At 62.4% G+C, this 16,897-nt stretch carries 15 protein-coding genes; 4 read left to right on the top strand and 11 right to left on the bottom strand.

The genetic code is table 11. The features are described 5' to 3' along the window. Window position 1 precedes the first annotated feature (1 nt). Window positions 2-844 carry a PA4780 family RIO1-like protein kinase gene (locus ACHMXK_RS03830; protein WP_397437837.1) on the bottom strand — a complete coding sequence of 281 codons (843 nt, stop codon included), beginning with the start codon at window positions 842-844 and terminating at the stop codon, window positions 2-4. A 98-nt stretch (window positions 845-942) separates the two neighbouring features. Between ACHMXK_RS03830 and ACHMXK_RS03825 the strand changes: the two genes are divergently transcribed. Further along, entirely contained in the window at window positions 943-1,308 is a 366-nt protein-coding gene (locus ACHMXK_RS03825) for a glyoxalase superfamily protein (protein WP_397437835.1), read from the top strand. Between the two features lie 35 nt (window positions 1,309-1,343). Here the strand turns inward: ACHMXK_RS03825 and ACHMXK_RS03820 are convergent, their stop codons facing one another. After that, complete coding sequence (locus ACHMXK_RS03820; protein WP_397437833.1) at window positions 1,344-2,138, bottom strand: SDR family oxidoreductase; 795 nt, start codon at window positions 2,136-2,138, stop codon at window positions 1,344-1,346. 227 nt (window positions 2,139-2,365) lie between these two features. Here ACHMXK_RS03820 and ACHMXK_RS03815 point away from each other — a divergent pair, with 227 nt between their 5' ends. Next, entirely contained in the window at window positions 2,366-4,771 is a 2,406-nt protein-coding gene (locus ACHMXK_RS03815; protein WP_397437831.1) for a penicillin acylase family protein, read from the top strand. 120 nt (window positions 4,772-4,891) lie between these two features. Here ACHMXK_RS03815 and ACHMXK_RS03810 read toward each other — a convergent pair whose 3' ends face one another. From ACHMXK_RS03810 to ACHMXK_RS03770, 9 genes are all read right to left on the bottom strand, one after another. Beyond that, entirely contained in the window at window positions 4,892-5,827 is a 936-nt protein-coding gene (locus ACHMXK_RS03810; RefSeq protein WP_397442434.1) for a DMT family transporter, read from the bottom strand. A gap of 12 nt (window positions 5,828-5,839) precedes the next feature. Next, window positions 5,840-7,450 (bottom strand): gamma-glutamyltransferase family protein, encoded by a 1,611-nt coding sequence (locus ACHMXK_RS03805; protein ID WP_397437829.1) that lies wholly within the window; start codon window positions 7,448-7,450, stop codon window positions 5,840-5,842. A 73-nt stretch (window positions 7,451-7,523) separates the two neighbouring features. Then, entirely contained in the window at window positions 7,524-8,513 is a 990-nt protein-coding gene (locus ACHMXK_RS03800; protein ID WP_397437828.1) for a Bug family tripartite tricarboxylate transporter substrate binding protein, read from the bottom strand. Window positions 8,514-8,633: 120 nt separating this feature from the next. Beyond that, complete coding sequence (locus ACHMXK_RS03795) at window positions 8,634-10,145, bottom strand: tripartite tricarboxylate transporter permease (RefSeq protein ID WP_397437826.1); 1,512 nt, start codon at window positions 10,143-10,145, stop codon at window positions 8,634-8,636. Between the two features lie 9 nt (window positions 10,146-10,154). After that, window positions 10,155-10,643 (bottom strand): tripartite tricarboxylate transporter TctB family protein, encoded by a 489-nt coding sequence (locus ACHMXK_RS03790; protein WP_397437824.1) that lies wholly within the window; start codon window positions 10,641-10,643, stop codon window positions 10,155-10,157. A 152-nt stretch (window positions 10,644-10,795) separates the two neighbouring features. Next, a complete protein-coding gene (locus ACHMXK_RS03785; protein WP_397437822.1) occupies window positions 10,796-12,598 on the bottom strand; it encodes a GspE/PulE family protein in 1,803 nt (600 codons plus the stop codon). A gap of 48 nt (window positions 12,599-12,646) precedes the next feature. Next, on the bottom strand, window positions 12,647-13,423 hold the full coding sequence (locus tag ACHMXK_RS03780) for a spermidine synthase (protein WP_397437820.1): 777 nt from the start codon (window positions 13,421-13,423) through the stop codon (window positions 12,647-12,649). A 16-nt stretch (window positions 13,424-13,439) separates the two neighbouring features. Continuing rightward, window positions 13,440-13,940, bottom strand: a complete 501-nt coding sequence (locus ACHMXK_RS03775; protein WP_397437818.1) for a DNA-deoxyinosine glycosylase — start codon at window positions 13,938-13,940, stop codon at window positions 13,440-13,442. Further along, window positions 13,934-14,785, bottom strand: coding sequence for a TatD family hydrolase (locus tag ACHMXK_RS03770; RefSeq protein WP_397437816.1), 852 nt, complete (start codon window positions 14,783-14,785; stop codon window positions 13,934-13,936). The genes ACHMXK_RS03775 and ACHMXK_RS03770 overlap by 7 nt, the downstream gene beginning before the upstream one ends. A gap of 127 nt (window positions 14,786-14,912) precedes the next feature. Here ACHMXK_RS03770 and ACHMXK_RS03765 point away from each other — a divergent pair, with 127 nt between their 5' ends. Then, window positions 14,913-15,812: a S1C family serine protease gene (locus tag ACHMXK_RS03765; protein ID WP_397437814.1), complete on the top strand. Its 900-nt coding sequence runs from the start codon at window positions 14,913-14,915 to the stop codon at window positions 15,810-15,812. A gap of 9 nt (window positions 15,813-15,821) precedes the next feature. Continuing rightward, the gene (locus ACHMXK_RS03760) at window positions 15,822-16,832 is read left to right on the top strand and encodes an AAA family ATPase (RefSeq protein ID WP_397437812.1); all 1,011 of its coding nucleotides are present in this window, start codon (window positions 15,822-15,824) and stop codon (window positions 16,830-16,832) included. Window positions 16,833-16,897: the final 65 nt, after the last annotated feature.

Genomic DNA, 16,897 nt, shown 5'->3' with positions numbered 1-16,897 from the left:
CTCAGGCCTGCATACGCACCCGCCGCGCCGACTCCTCGGCGCGTGCATCGTCGATCTCGCGCATCACGCTGTGCATGTCCACCGCCGCGGTTTTGCGTTCAAAGTGGCCGGTGAGCACGCTCCCGGTGTGCAACTCGCCGCGCTGGTACAGGTCCCAGATCTCCAAGCCGTAATGGGTGGGCAGCAACTCGGGCGCAAAGCCGCCGAAGAAGTTGCGCAGGTTGTCGACGTCACGCAGCAACATGCGGCTGGCGTGGTTGTTGCCGGCAGCGTCCACCGCCTGGGGCAAGTCGATGATCACCGGGCCGTCGGCCGCCAGCAGGATGTTGAACTCCGACAAATCCCCATGCACCACACCGGCGCACAACATACGCACCACCTGTGTCAAGAGCATGGCGTGGTGGCCCAGCGCTTCTTCGCGCGTCAGCATCACATCGTTGAGCCGCGGCGCGGCGTCCCCGTGTTCATCGGTCACCAGTTCCATCAGCAACACACCTTCATGGAAGTTGTGCGGCGTCGGCACCCGCACGCCGGCGGCGGCCAGGCGGTACAAGGCATCCACCTCGGCGCTTTGCCAGGCCGCTTCCTGCGCCTGCCGGCCGAACTTCGTGCCCTTGGCCATGGCACGCGCCTGACGCGTGTTTTTGACCTTGCGGTTTTCGGTGTAGTCCACCGCCTGGCGGAAGCTGCGTTGCGTGGCCTCCTTGTAAATCTTGGCGCAACGGGTGTCGTCACCGCAACGCACCACGTAAACCATGGCCTCTTTGCCACTCATCAGTTGGCGAACCACGGTATCGATCAGGCCTTCTTCGATCAGGGCTTGTAGTCTGGGGGGTGCTTTCATGGGTCCATTGTGCGCTGTGACCTGGCTGGACCGGATGAGTAAACACCAGTCCCCCGCTCAGGTATGCTGCCAGCCCCACCCGCCCAAGAGAAACCGCCATGCAACTCGCCCCCGCCATTCCCATCCTGCGTATCTTCTCCGAGGACAAAGCCAAAGAGTTCTACCTGGATTTTCTGGGTTTCACGCTGGAATGGGAACACCGCTTTGGGGAGAACTTTCCCCTGTATGCCCAAATCAAGCGCTCCGGCCTGACCCTGCACCTGAGTGAGCACCATGGCGACGCCACGCCGGGGTCCACGGTGTTTGTGCCGGTGCAAGACATCACGGCCTTACACAGCGAACTCACGGCGAAAAACTACAAATTTTCCAAACCCGGCGTGCAAACCGTGGACTGGGGCCGCCTGATGGAAATCGCCGACCCCTTCGGCAACCGTCTGCGCTTTTGCGAGTTGTCCAAGGATTGAGCTGTTAACGGCATGCGCCGTTAACCGGCCAGGGATCAATAAGTCCCCGGATACGCCCCACCGTCGGCCAGCACGTTCTGGCCCGTGATGTAGGCCGCATGGGTGCTGCACAAAAACGCGCAGATGGCGCCAAACTCTTCGGGCGTGCCAAAACGCTGGGCCGGAATGTTTTTACGGCGCGCATCCGCCAGCGACTGCACCGATTGCCCGGTTTTTTCCGAGGCGCCCTGCAACATGTTCTTGATGCGGTCGGTGTCGAACACGCCGGGCAGCAGGTTGTTGAGGGTGACGCCCTGAGCCGCCAGCTTGGTGCGTGCCACGCCGGCGACAAAACCCGTCAGGCCGCTGCGTGCGCCATTGGACAGGCCGAGGGTGTCTATCGGGGCCTTGACCGAGCTGGAGGTGATGTTGACGATGCGGCCAAAACCACGCGCGGCCATGCCGTCCACGGTCGCCTTGATCAGCTCGATGGGGGTCAACATGTTGGCGTCGACGGCCTTGATCCAGGCGTCGCGGTCCCAGTCGCGGAAGTCGCCCGGTGGCGGGCCGCCGGCATTGGTCACCACGATGTCGAAATCCTTGCGCACCGCGAAGACCGCCGCGCGGCCTTCGACGGTGGTGATGTCTGCAGCAACAAACAGCACGCTAGCCCCCGCAGGACGGGCGCTATCAGCTATCAATTTGGCAGCAGCTGCCTGCAGCACCTCGGCGCCTCGCGCAACAATCAGCACATTCACGCCTTCGCGCATCAGGGCCTGGGCACAACCCAGACCCAGTCCTTTGCTCGCGCCGCAGACCAGAGCCCATTTGCCGGTGATACCTAAATCCATAATAATTCCCGCTTCATTGGTGAAAGTTGATGGGCCATGATACTGAGTAAATTCAAGCCTCTTCATGGGCTGGTTTCCTGCGCCTTGCTACTGGGCCCCGGCCAACCGCATACCTCCAGCGCGAGAACGATGGCCTAGCGCCTAGGTGACAGCGCCCGGGTATTCATGCGTGACGCCATGGCGTGCGCCTGCTGTAATGAAATTCTCATTGCTACGGACGCTCTCCCATGAAACCCTCCCAGCCCACGACGTCTCGCTTCGCCGCACCTGCGGCGCTTGCTGCCCTCACCCTCCTGGCGCTGACAGCTTGCAGCACCGTGCCGCCGCCCGGTTCGCGCAGTGTGCAGATCGAACGCACGCCTTACGGCATTGCCCACATCACGGCCCAGGACTATGAGGGTATCGCTTACGGCGTGGCTTATGCGCATGCCCAGGACAACGTCTGCCAGACGGCCGAACACCTGCTGACGGTACGGGGTGAACGCGCGCAGTTTCTCGGCCCACAAAACACCGGCGAACTCGGCTTGGGCCGCTTGCCGAACACACAGATTGATCTCTTCATCCGCAACCACATGGACGACGCCGCGCTGGCCCGTGCAGGCGCCACCACCAGCGCCGATGTCCAGGCATCGCTGCGTGGTTATGTGGCCGGCTACAACCGCTACCTGCAGGACGTAGGCCCCAGCGGTCTCCCGGAAGCCTGTCGAGGCAAGCCGTGGGTGCGGCCCATGTCACTGTCCGACCTGGCCCGCGCCACCGAGCAGTCCATGATTCTGGGCGGCGTGGGTGCCCTGGCCGGTGCCGTGCTGGCGGCAGCGCCACCTGCAGCGGGCACAAAGACAAGCGCTGCCCCTGTTCCTCTGCAGCAGGCAGTCGCGGAAGTCGCCCGCCACAGCTTCAACGCCAACCCCGAGGGCGGTGAGTTCGGCTCCAACGGCTGGGCCTTCGGCCGCAACGCCACACCTGATGGACGCGGCCTGTTGCTGGGCAACCCGCACTTCCCCTGGATCGGCACCAACCGCTTCTGGGAAATGCACCTCACGATTCCGGGCAAGCTCGACATCATGGGGGCCACCGGTGGCCTGAGCCCGGTGGTCTCAATCGGTTTCAACAAGGACGTGGCCTGGACCCACACGGTCTCAACCGGCAAACGTTTCACGCTGTATGAATTGAAGCTGGATCCGAACGACCCGACCGTTTACCTGGTCGACGGCCAGCGCAAAAAGATGACGGCGAACACGGTCACCCTGCCGGCGGCGTCTGCCGCACCCGGCGCCGCGCCGGCCAGCCGCACCTTTTACAGCACCGACTGGGGTCCTGTCGTTTCGCTGCCGGCCGCCGGCCTGGGCTGGACCACCACCACGGCCTACGCCATCCGCGATGCCAACACCCTCAACGTGCGCTCAGCCGAAAGCTGGATGAAGATGGCGCTGGCACGCAACGTGGGTGAGTTGCGCGCGGCCATGGGCAACCAGGGCATCCCGTGGATCAACACCCTCGCCGCCGATCGTGAGGGCAACGCCATGTATGCCGATCTGTCGGTGGTGCCCGACGTGTCGGCCGACCTGCTCAAGACCTGCGCGCCCTCACCACGCGCGGCGGCCCTGTTGGCGGCAGCCGGCCTGCCCATTCTGGACGGCTCGCGCGCAGGCTGTGCCTGGAACCGCGACAGCGGTGTTGCGGCGCCCGGCATCATCGCGCCGGCACGTATGCCGGTCGTCATCACACCGGACTGGGTGCAAAACAGCAACGACAGCTACTGGCTCAGCAACCCGGCGATTCCGCCTATGGCCGGGGTCTCGCCGCTGGTCGGCGCTATCGGCACCCCGCAGCGCTTGCGCACACGCAGTGCCATCCTGGAGATTCAGGCGCGTCTGGCCGGCAACGATGGCCTGCCCGGCAATCGCATGGGCTCGGCCGAGGTGCGCAGCGTCATTTTTCGCGACAAAAATCTGGCCGGCATGCTGGTGATGGACGATCTGGTCGCCGCGTGCAGGACCAACGCGCCAGCACTCTCGCAGGACGCCGCCCAGGGCTGCCTGGTACTCGCCGGCTGGGACCGCACCAGCAACAGCGCCTCCAAGGGCGCACCGCTGTTTCGCGAGTTCTGGCGCAAGGCGAAAGATGTGCCCAAGGTCTGGCGCCTGCCTTTTGACGCGGCGCGCCCGGTGGCGACCCCGGCTGGCCTGGACATGGCCACACCGGCCACCCGTGACGCCGTGTTCAAGGCCCTGGGTGACGCAGCCGCCATCGTGCGCAGCGCCGGCTTTGCGATCGACGTCCCGCTGGCGCAGGTACAGACACGCGTGGTGAATGGGCAGACGGTCACGATCCACGGCGGCGACGAGTTCGAGGGTGTGCTCAACAAGGTCGAGAGCCAGGGCCAGCCCACCCTCAACAAGCAGGGCTACGGCATCAACTACGGCAGCAGCTACATCCAGGCCGTGAGTTTCGACGAACGCGGCCCGGTGGCCCATGGCCTGCTCACCTACGGCCAGAGCAGCGACCCGACCTCGCCCCGCTTCTACGACCAGTTGCCCATGTTCTCGGCCAAGCAGTGGCTGGCCTTGCCCTTCCACGCAGAGGACGTGAAGGCCCAGCGCGTGGGACAACCGGTGACACTCGCCTATTAACTCCCGCGGCGCCTCCCCGGCCCCGACCAGCCAGGGCCGCGGAACCGGCTCCGCCGGGCCGCAGGCGCAGCGCCCCCTCGGGGGGCAGCGAGCTACACGCAGTGAGCGAGCGTGGGGGCCCTATCTACCGCGACTGAACACAAAAATCCCGGCGATCACCAGCACCGTGCCCGCCGCCACCCAGGCGGTGAAGGGCTCCCCCAGAATCAGCACGCCCATCAGGATGGTGGACATCGGACCTATCATGCCGGCTTGCGCGGCCATGCTGGCGCCCACACGTTCGACGGCCATCATCACCATCAGCACCGGCACGGCGGTGCACAAGGTGGCGTTCAGCAGCGACAGCCAGATCACCTCGGGCGCCACCTCGGCGGCGCTGAGTGGCCTGAGCACCAGGAACTGCAGGATGCAGCACAAACAAGCCACGGTGCTGGCCAGGCCCACCAGCCGCAAGGACCCCAGGCGTTTGACCATCTCGCCGCTGTAGACCAGGTAGATCGCATAACTGATGGCGCTGAGAAACACCAGCAAGGTGCCCCAGGCCGCGTTGGGGCCCATCAAGGTGATCTCGTGGCCAAACACCAGCAACACGCCGCTGTAGCTGATCGCCATGCCCAGGATTTGCGCCGTGCTGACGCGCCGGTGGTACAGCACCAGGCCCAGCAGCAACACCAAGGTGGGGTTGAGGTAAAGGATCAACCGTTCCAGGGAGGCGGTGATATAGGCCAGCCCGGCAAAGTCGAGAAAACTCGCCAGGTAATAACCGGTGAACCCTAGCCACAACACACCCAGCCAATCCTTGCGTGTGAGCGCGGCCTTGCCGCGGCTGGCCCACCAGGCCATGAGCGCAAAAATCGGCAGCGCAAACAACATGCGGTACATGATGAGCGTGACCGCATCCACGCCGTAGCGGTAGGCGAGCTTGACGATGATCGCCTTGCCGCTGAAGAAGATGGCGCCGAAGGTTGCCAGCAGTAAACCGGTCGCTATGTTTTTGGTAGCTGCTTGCGCCCGTGGGGTGTGGGCTGGAGGGCTATTTTTCTTGAATTTATGGATCAAAACTGTAGTTTAAAAACCGACCGCCTGGCCGTCGCGCCGCGCATCACTCGCCGCAATATATCCCTGTACCTTGGGGTCACCCGCGCGCCAGATGAACTGGCCGGCACCGAAGTCTTGGTAAGAGTCGTTGATCACTTCCGTGCGGTGGCCTCGCTCGGCCAGGCCTTGCACGGTGGCCGGGTTCATCGCTCCTTCGACATTGATCTCCATGCCGGCGTTGAAGCGCCAGCGCGGTGCGTCACAAGCCATTTGCGGGCTCTGACCATGGTCCAGCATACGCACCAGGGTTTGCATGTGGCCTTGCGGCTGCATGTTGCCACCCATCACGCCAAAACTCATGACCGGCTGGCCGTCTTTGGTGAGGAAGGCCGGGATGATGGTGTGAAAAGGCCGTTTGCCCGGCGCGACCTGGTTGGCCCCGGCCTGCAGGCTGAACCCGTGGCCGCGGTTTTGCAGGCTGATACCGAACTCCGGCTCGACACAACCCGAGCCAAAACCCATGTAATTGCTCTGGATGAAGCTGACCATCATGCCGTCTTCGTCCGCCGCGGTCAGGTAAATTGTGCCGCCCTTGACCGGGTTGCCCGCGCCAAAGTCTTGTGCCTTTTTCATGTCGATGAGTTTGGCACGGGAGGCGAGGTAGCTGGCGTCTAACATTTGCGCGGGGGTCACCGCCATAAACGATGGCTCGGCCACGTATTTGTAGATGTCGGCAAACGCCAGTTTCATGGCTTCGATCTGCAGGTGTTGCGAATCCACGCCATCAACCGGCAAGCCGGCCACATCGAAGTGCTCCAGGATGCCCAGCGCAATCTGGGCGGCAATGCCCTGGCCGTTGGGCGGAATCTCATGCAAGGTGTAGCCGCGGTAATTTTGGCCAATCGGCTGGACCCACTCGGGTTTGAAATTTTCAAAATCCCTGACTGTGAGGCAGCCGCCGTTTTGTTTGGAGAATTTTTCAATCGCGTGGGCAATGGCGCCGCCGTAATAAGCCGCCCCTTTGGTCTCGGCAATCGCGCGCAAGGCCTTGGCCGCCGCCTTGAACTGGAACAACTCGCCAATCTCGGGCGCGCGGCCCCAGGGCAGAAAGGACTGGGCGAAACCGGGTTGCGACTTCAGCTCCCCGGTCGCAGCCGCCCATTTTTGCTGCACCACGGTCGGGATCAGATAACCACGCTCGGCAATTTCGATGGCCGGCGCCATCAAGTCGGCAAAAGGCAACTTGCCAAACCGGTCACTCAAGGCCACCCAGCTGCTGACGGCGCCGGGCACGGTTGCGGAATCCAGGCCGCGTTTGGGCGGGGTTTTGGCCTGGTCGCCGTATTTGCGTTTGAAGTAGTCGGGGGTCCAGCCCTGCGGCGCCGGGCCGGAGGCGTTCAGCCCGTGCAACTCCTTGCCGTCCCACAAGATGCAGAAGGCATCACTGCCCAGGCCATTGCTGACGGGCTCGACGATGGTCATCGCAGCCGCCGCGGCAATCGCCGCATCCACCGCGTTGCCACCCTGGTGCAACATGCGCAGGCCGGCCTGCGCACCCAGCGGATGCGAGGTGGACACGACGTTGCGTGCAAACAGCGGAAGGCGGGTGGAGGTGTAGGGGTTGGTGTAATTGAATTTCATGGGACGCTTTGAAAAAAAGAAAACGCCTGGGCTCGCACGTGTGGCCAGCCCCGGCGTCAAGGTAAACGCGTGTTCACTCCGCGGTGATCTTGCGTTCGGTGATGATTTTTTTCCACTTGGCGTGGTCAGCCTTGACCATGGCGGCAAAGGCCGGTGGCGTGCCACCCGTGGGTTCGGCGCCCAGTCGGGCAAAACGTTCTTTCACGTCGTTATCCAGCAGGACTGCATTCAGCGCCTGGTTGAGCTTGGCGGTCAACTCGCCGGACAGGCCCTTGGGGCCGTACACGCCAAACCAGGTCACCGACTCAAACCCCGGCAACACCTCGGCCACGGCCGGCAGGCCAGGCGCCAGGGCCGTGCGTTTCAGGCTGGTCACGCCCAACGCACGCAACTTGCCATCGCGGACATGGGGCATGCCGGTGACCAGCGAATCAAACAAGACATCGACCTTGCCACTGATCAGGTCGGGCATGGCCAGCGCCGTGCCGCGGTAAGGAATGTGCAGGATGAAGGTGCCGGACTCGGCCTTGAAATACTCGGTGGTCAGGTTGACGATGGTGCCGTTGCCGCTGGACGCGTAGTTCAGACGCCCCGGGTTTTTGCGCGCGTAGGTGATGAACTCCTGCATGCTTTTGGACGGCGAGGAATTGGGCACCAGCACCACATTGGGCGAGCTGGCCACGTAGGCGATGGGCGTGAAATCCGTCTCCACGTTGTAGGGGATTTTGGGATTGATGGCCGGGCCTATGCTGTGTGTGCTGGAGGTGGCCAGCAGCAAGGTGTAGCCGTCCGGCACGGCCTTGGCCGCCGCGTCAGCCCCTATGGTGCCGCCAGCGCCCGGCCGGTTGTCCACCACCACGGGCTGCCCGATTTTTTCACCCAGCTTTTGCGACAGCGCCCGCGCCAGGATGTCGGTCGCCCCGCCCGCCGGAAAAGGCACGATCAAACGTATCGGCTTGGTGGGATAGGCCTGCGCCTGGCTGCTCGAAGCAGCCGGTGTTTGTGCCAGGGCTGACAGCGCTGTGAAGGCGACCGTCGCAAAAATAATATGTTTGCGTTGCATCGCTCAAATTCTGAACCGTTTTCCCTGTTCACGGCCTAGGGCTTTGCCCGAACATCCGACCCCGGACAGGCAAAAAAAAAGCGCCCGAAGGCGCTTTTTTGGAGACAGAGGCGAGAAGGATCAGTCCTCGACAAAAGCCTCTTCGCGTTTGTTTTTCACAGACGGTAGCAACACGATCACCAGCAGCAGTGCGCCAGCTGCCAGCAAGCCGGCTGACAATGGACGCGTGACAAACACGCTCCAGTCGCCGCGGGAGAGCAGCAGCGCACGGCGCAGATTCTCTTCCATCATGGGGCCCAGGATGAAACCCAGCAGCAGCGGTGCAGGTTCGGCACCCAGCTTGACGAACAGATAACCAATGATGCCGAAGATGGCAACCATCCAGATGTCCCAGGTGTTGTTGTTGGTCGAATACACACCAATCGCACAGAACAACACAATCGCCGGGAACAGGTAGCGGTAAGGCACGGTCAGCAGCTTGATCCACATGCCGATCAGCGGCAGATTCAGAATCACCAGCATGGCATTGCCAATCCACATCGAGGCGATCAGGCCCCAGAACAGTTCCGGGTTGCTGGTCATGACCTGCGGGCCGGGCTGGATGTTGTGAATCGTCATGGCACCCACCATCAGCGCCATCACGGCGTTGGGAGGAATACCCAGGGTCAGCAAGGGAATGAAGGAAGTCTGTGCACCAGCGTTGTTGGCCGACTCGGGACCCGCCACGCCGCGGATGTTGCCCTGGCCGAAAGGAACTTCGCCCGGCTTCATCTTCATTTTCTTTTCCAGCGCATAGGCAGCAAAAGCAGCCAGCAAGGCACCGCCGCCGGGCAGGATGCCCAGTGCAGAACCCAGGAAAGTACCGCGCAGCACAGCTGGCGTCATGTTCTTGAAGTCTTCCTTGGTCGGCATCAGGCCAGACACCTTGGAGGTGAACACTTCGCGCTCATGTTCTGGCTGGGCCAGATTGCTGATGATCTCTCCGTAACCGAACACACCCATGGCGATCACCACAAAGCCGATACCGTCGGTCAGTTCAGGAACGTCAAAGCTGAAACGTGCGACACCGGAGTTCACGTCGGTACCCACCAGGCCCAGCAGCAGACCCAGCACAATCATGGCCACGGCCTTGAGCAGCGAACCCGATGCCAGCACCACGGCGCCGATCAGGCCCAGGACCATCAGGGCAAAGTATTCGGCAGGACCGAATTTGAAAGCCAGTTCGGTCAGTGGTGGTGCGAAAGCAGCCAGAATCAGCGTGCCCACACAACCAGCGAAAAACGAGCCCAGTCCGGCAGCAGCCAGCGCCGGTCCCGCTCGACCTTTTCGGGCCATCTGGTAACCGTCAATACAGGTCACCACCGAGGACGATTCACCCGGCAAATTCACCAGAATGGCGGTGGTCGAACCGCCGTATTGCGCGCCGTAATAAATACCGGCCAGCATGATCAGCGCCGACACCGGCGGCAAGGCGTAGGTAGCAGGCAACAGCATGGCAATCGTGGCCACAGGACCCACCCCTGGCAAAACGCCAATCAGGGTACCCAGCACACAACCGGCCAGCGCATACAACAGGTTGATGGGCGTGAAAGCCACGCCAAAACCTAGCGACAAATGTTCAATCAGTTCCATTATTTTTCCTTAGCCGGTGATGAAGGAAGGCCACACCGGGAATTGCAGTTTCAGCGCCAGGACGAAGGCCACGTAGCTGCCGGCAGCCAGAATGGTCGCGAGGATAAAAGTGGCTTTGAATTTCCAGCCGGCTTCTGCCATGCTGGCAATAAAGGTCAGCGCGTAGATCGCGACAATCATGCCGAAGGCGGGAAATCCGATGGACGGCAGACCGGCCAGCAACAGACCAAACACGATGTTGGCGGAAATAATGCAGACCAATGGCTTCCAGGCCCATTTGCCGATTTTGTCGCCGCCTTCGGTCTCCACCACCAGCGCGGCGAAGGTCACACCGGCACCAATGATGGCCAGCAAGATGCCCAACATCAGCGGGAAGTAACCCGGGCCCATACGGGCGCCTGTGCCAACGTTGTAGGTGCTGGCACCCCAGGCAAATGCCACGCCGACGGCGATGAACATCAGCCCGCAAAAGAAGTCTTTTTGACTCTTGATATGCACGGTTGTCTCCTGAAATAGAAAGAAATGGATCGCTGGATTGTGCATGTAATTAACTGCACACCACATGTGGCTTTCACTTACGCGAAAAAGCGGAAAAAGTATAAGTGTGTCGCCCTGGGGACAGGGTTAACGCCTATCGCCATTTAAGCCTTTCAGGCCATGGGCGGCGTGGTGGAAAGGATTTCCTCGATGGTGGTCAGCCCTTCGGCCACCTTGAGCGCCCCCGCCAGCCGCAGAGGACGCATGCCGTCGGCCACCGCCTGGCGTCGCAAGGCATCAATACTGGGCTCCTTGGTGACTTTGTCCTTGAAGGCTTCAGTCACCGTCAGCAACTCATACAAGCCCATACGGCCCAAAAAACCAGTCATGCGGCAATCGACACAACCGACCGGCTTGTAAGGCTGGTAGCCGCCGTTGATCTGCCAGGGTTTCACCACCTCGGCCAGGGTTTCGCGCGAGCTGCCTTCGTCTTTTTCGCGGCACAAGCTGCACAGGGTGCGCACCAGCCGCTGCGCCAGCACACCCAGCAAGGTGGCGTTGATCAAATAAGACGGCACACCCAGCTCCATCAGGCGTGACACCGCCGAGGGCGCGTCGTTGGTATGAAGGGTGCTGAACACCAGATGCCCGGTCAGCGCCGCCTGCACCGCCATTTCGGCGGTTTGCAGATCGCGGATTTCACCCACCATGATGATGTCCGGGTCCTGCCGCATCAGGGCCCGCAAGCCTTCGGCAAAATCAAAATCGAGGTGCGCCTGCACCTGGGTCTGGTTGAAGGCCGGCTCTATCATTTCGATCGGGTCTTCAATCGTGCTGACGTTGACTTCTTCCGTGGCAATCCGCTTGAGTGTGGAATACAAGGTCGTGGTTTTGCCCGAGCCGGTCGGCCCGGTCACCAGCACAATGCCATAGGGCCGCTTGACCAGTTGCTCCCAACGGCTGGCATCGTGTTGCGAAAACCCCAGCGCATCTAGGTCCTTGACGGTGGTGTCGGGATCAAAAATCCGCATCACCATTTTTTCGCCAAAGGCCGTGGGCAGGGTCGACAAGCGCATTTCAATTTCGTCACCGCGCGGGTTGCGGGTCTTGATGCGGCCGTCCTGCGGGCGGCGTTTTTCCACCACGTCCATACGCCCCAGCAGCTTGATACGCGCCGTCATGGCGTTGTGCACCCCCATGGGCATCTGGTAGACCGGATGCAAGACACCGTCGATGCGAAAACGGATCACGCCCTGGTCGCGCCGCGGCTCCAGATGGATGTCGCTGGCGCGCTGGTCAAACGCGTATTGCCAGAGCCAGTCCACCACCTGCACCACGCCCTGGTCATTGGCATCCAGCTGTTTATTGGTTTTGCCCAGCTCCACCAGTTGCTCGAAACTGGCGGCCCCGCTGTTGCCGCCGGCCTTCATGGCGGCCTTGACAGATTTGGCCAGGGCAAAAAATTCGGCGGTGTAGCGAGCAATTTCGACCGGGTTGGCCACCACCAGGCGCACGCTGCGTTTGGCCTGGCGTTCAACCTCGGAGACCCAGTCCGTCACAAAAGGTTCGGCGGTCGCCACCACCACCTCGGCGGCGGTGACCTGCACCGGCAAGACCTTGTGCCGCTCGGCATACACGGCCGACATGGTGTCGGCCACCTTGCCCACATCCACCTTGAGCGGGTCTATGCGCAAATAACCCAGGCCGGCCCGGCCGGCCAGCCACTTGGCAATGGTGTCGATATCCAGCGGTTTGCCGTCGGCGACACGTGTCATGCTGACACTGGCCAGGCGGATCAAGGGATGCTGGGCGCTTTGCACCTGGGCGCAACGCGCAATCGTGCGCTGTGCATCGGCGCTGGAAATTACGCCGTCTTCGCTCAGCCATTCGACCAGACGGCGCCAGTCCAGCGGGCCGGCCGGAGCCGCTGGGGCCGTAGTTTCAGGGCGGTGTGGAGGGGGTATGGCGGCGCGCATGGTCGCACTGTAACTGATCACCCCACCAGCGCCCTCACCATCCGGCCGTCACCAGACCGGTTTGAAAAGTCGCAGCCATTTTTTGGCCGGCAAGCCAAAGCGTGACTCAATCAGTTCGGCTCGTTGCACCAGTTCGGTGCGCTCGGGCCGAGTGGGTTCACGTTGCGCGGCGACGATGGTGTTGCCTTCCCGCGTGGGTTTGAAAGCCCAGACCGACTCCGGTCCAAACACTTCGGCGATTTTTTCGAGTGAGCTCAGGTAACTGGAGTCGCGGCCGAACAGGTTGACCGTCATGACACCGTCTTCGCTCAGCACATCCCGGCAACCGGCATAAAAGTCGGCGCTATCCAGCACCGGCGCCGCAGCTTCGTGGTCGTACAGGTCCACCTGCAGGGCGTCAATACGACCCTGGTGTTCCGGCTGGCGGATTTCCTGCGCGGCATCGGCCAGGATGACCTTCAGCCGCACATCGTCCTGCGGCAACTTGAACCACAAGCGGCAGGCGGCAATCACCTGCGGGTTCAGCTCGACCGCGGTGGTGTTCATCTTCAGTTTTTTGTAGCAAAACTTGGTCAGCGCGGCCGAGCCCAGGCCCAGCTGCATGGCGCGCCGCGCTGCCACCTTGCCGGGTTCGGTGAACAGCAGCCAGACCATCATGCGCTGGACGTACTCCAGCTCGATGTCAAAAGGCTTGTCCAGCAGCATGGAGCCCTGGACCCACTCGGTGCCCAGGTGCAAATAACGGATATCGCCGTAATCGGAAAAATTGACCTCAGGCAGATCCGCCTGGGTCAGGTTCTTGTTTTGGGTTTCTTTGCGGGTCACGTTGCGGGTCACTCAGTCAATCGATCAATCGGTGTTTTTCAAATACTTCTCGCCAGGCGGCAAGTTTGCGCTCAAACGACCAGGAGGCATTGGCCGGGCTGGTGGAAGGCAACTTATAAACCGGCAAGTCCAGCAAGGGGGTATGCAGGGAATGTTTGAAGCTTTCGGCCCCGTTGTGGGCAATGGCTTCGAGGTCCGGACACTGGCGCTGCAGTTCGGCAAAATCATTCACCACCGGCTTGCGGATACGGCTGTCCAGGCTGCCTTCGCGCTCACAGGCCGCGTACACGTCCCACAGGCCCAGCTTTTTCGAGAGCAGCCAGTCGCTACGAACTTGATAGCTGTCTGCGCCCGTCCCTATTGGGCCAGAGGGCCAAATGGCTTGTAATATCTTCCAGAAATGGTTTTGTGGGTGCCCATAATACTGCTGGGCGACCAAGGAGGCCACGCCGGGAAAACTGCCCAGGATCAGCAAACGTGTGTCGCGCGCGACCAGCGGCGGCAAACCGGTCAGCACGGCAGCAGACTGTTCAGCCTGGGCAAGGCCGCCAGCGTGTTGGCGGTGGTCGCCGCCGCCAGCGCCTCCAGGCTCAAGCCGCGCAGTTGCGCCACCACGGCGGCAATCCGCGGCAACTCCGCCGGCTCGTTGCGGCCCTGGGCCTGACCCAAGGCACGTTGTTCGGCGGTGGTGTAAAGCCAGTGCGGCGCGATGTCGGGCGCATCGGTCTCCAGCACCAGGGCCGACAGCGGCAATTCGGCCGCCAGACGCCGCAGTTGCAAGGCGCGCTCAAAAGTCACCGCACCGCCAAAACCCAGCTTGAAGCCCAGTTGGATGAACGCGTCGGCCTGCTGCGTACTGCCGTTGAAGGCGTGGGCGATGCCGGACCAGCTGGCGCCAGGCCCGCCTACCTCGCGCAAATGTTTCAGCAGCCGATCGGCCGAGCGCCGCACATGCAGAATCACCGGCAAACCGTGTTTTTTTGCCAGCATCAGCTGCGCGCGGTAAAAAAACTCCTGGCGCTCGCGCAGCGGGCTTTGTGTGAGTTCGGGCACAAAATAATCCAGCCCGATTTCGCCGACCGCCACCAGCCGGGGGTCGGCCTGGCGCAAGGTCAGCTCGGCGTCCAGCAGCGCCAGATCGTCGTCCTGCGCCTGCGAGACATACAGCGGGTGAATCCCCAGGGCGTAACTGTCCCCCCAGGCCTGCGCCAGCGACCGCACGGCGGCAAAATTAGCCACCCCGACCGCCGGCAACACGCAATGCCGCACGCCCGACGCGTTTGCCCGCGCGCGCATGGCCTCGCGGTCGGCGGCGAACTCCCCTGCATCGAGGTGGCAATGGCTGTCTATCCAGAAGGGCATGGCCGAATCATGCCTCAAGTGCCCTGCACCGATATCCCCACCGGATGCCCAAATACTATGCAGGGATGGGCCAGACGTGATACCGTTCATCGTCAGTCCCGAAAACCCACAGACACAGGTGAAACGGATGCGCAGGCCAGCCCTTTACAGCAGCTCCAGCCGCCCCCCGCAGGACCCAGCGCCTGCGCGCGATACCAGCGCAGAGGTTTCAGCACCCACAGTCCCCGCCCCCCGTTTTTTTTCTCTATCCAATCCGCGCCTGCTCTGGGCTACCCTGTTGCTGCTGATCGTGCTGCTGTGTCTCAGCCTGGCCTTGGCCCTGCGTCCCTTGCCGCGCAAGCTGACCCAGGAAGACATCAACGCCGCCGTCCTGAAAACGCTGGAAACCACCCAGTTGCCCTCCGCCGTGGCCAAGGCCTACGAGGTGATTCGCCCCTCGGTCGTGCGGGTCACAAGTTACCGCAAAAGCAAGGACGGCAAGGAAGATGTCGAGATGGGTGTGGGCACAGGCGTGGTCATTGTGGACAAAGGCATCATCCTGACCAACCTGCATGTGGTTAGAAGCGCCCAAAGCATCAAGGTGGAGTTTGCGGACGGTCTGGAGTCCAGCGCCAGCATCGTCGGCATGCAGCCGGAAAACGACCTTGCGGTCTTGCAGGCCCACACCATTCCCGACGACATGATTGCCGCCACCATGCGTTCCACCGGCGACCTGGCGCCCGGCGACCATGTGCTGGCCGTGGGTTACCCCTTTGGCATCGGCCCCTCGGCCTCGGCCGGTGTGGTGTCCGGCCTCAACCGCACCTTCCGCTCGCCCGAAGGCAAGCAGGAAATGAGCAACCTGATCCAGTTTGACGCCGCCGCCAACCCTGGCAATTCCGGCGGCCCGCTGGTGACCATGGACGGCGCGGTGGTCGGCATCGTCACCGCCATCCTCAACCCCAACCAGCAGCGCAGTTTTGTCGGTATTGCTTTTGCCGTGCCGATTGAAAATGCCGCCTCCGCCATCGGCCTGACCCCTTTCTGAAGGACTCCCATGCAAACACCGACCTCCACGCAGGACGCCAGCACCGCACAACTCATGGAGCAAATCCTTTACGAGGTCAAACGGGTGGTGGTTGGCCAGGACCGTTTTCTCGAGCGCGTGATGGTCGCCATCCTGGCGCAAGGCCATTTGCTGGTCGAAGGGGTGCCGGGCCTGGCCAAAACCCTGACCGTCAAGACCCTGGCCAGCACCGTGCGCGGCCGTTTCAAACGTATCCAGTTCACCCCCGACCTGGTGCCGGCCGACCTGGTCGGCACGCGTATTTACAACCAGAAAACCGGTGACTTCAGCACCTCGCTGGGCCCGGTCTTCACCAACCTGCTGCTGGCCGACGAGATCAACCGCGCGCCGGCCAAGGTGCAAAGCGCGCTGCTGGAGGTGATGCAGGAGCGCCAGGTCACAATTGCCGGCGAAACCCACCGCGTGCCCGAGCCTTTTCTGGTCATGGCCACCCAGAACCCGATTGAAACCGAAGGCACTTACCCGCTGCCCGAAGCCCAGGTGGACCGCTTCATGATGAAGGTGTTGGTGGACTACCCCAGCGACGAGGAAGAGTTTGTGATCGTCCAGCGTGTCACCGGCCCGGCCGTTGCGGTCTCCAGCGTGGCGACCACCGAACAACTGGCGGAGCTGCAGCGCGAATGCCGCCGCGTGTATGTGGACCCCTCGCTGATCCAGTACGCGGTGCGCCTGGTGTCGGCCACCCGCACACCGGAGAAACACGGTCTGACCGAGCTGGCCCGTTTCATCACCTTTGGCGCCAGCCCGCGCGCCACCATCGCCCTGACCGAAGGCGCACGGGCGCTGGCCATGTTGCGCGGCCGCACCTATGCCTTGCCGGAAGACATGAGCGACCTGGTGCCCGATGTGTTGCGGCACCGGCTGGTCTTGTCTTACGAGGCCTTGTCCGAAGGGTTGAACTCGGACATCGTCATCGCCAAAATCATGGCCAAAGTCGCCGCGCCGGCCCGGCCGCTCGAACATGAAAAACTCGCCGCTTGAATTGGCCCCCACGCTTTTCGCTTCGCGTAAGGCGCTGCCCCCCCGAGGGGGCCGCTGCGCCTGCG

Source organism: Polaromonas sp. UC242_47 (genome assembly GCF_044452385.1).
Taxonomy (GTDB): domain Bacteria; phylum Pseudomonadota; class Gammaproteobacteria; order Burkholderiales; family Burkholderiaceae_C; genus Polaromonas.
The sequence above is the reverse complement of the archived record's forward strand: the minus strand, read 5'-3'. Positions and strand labels throughout refer to the sequence as shown.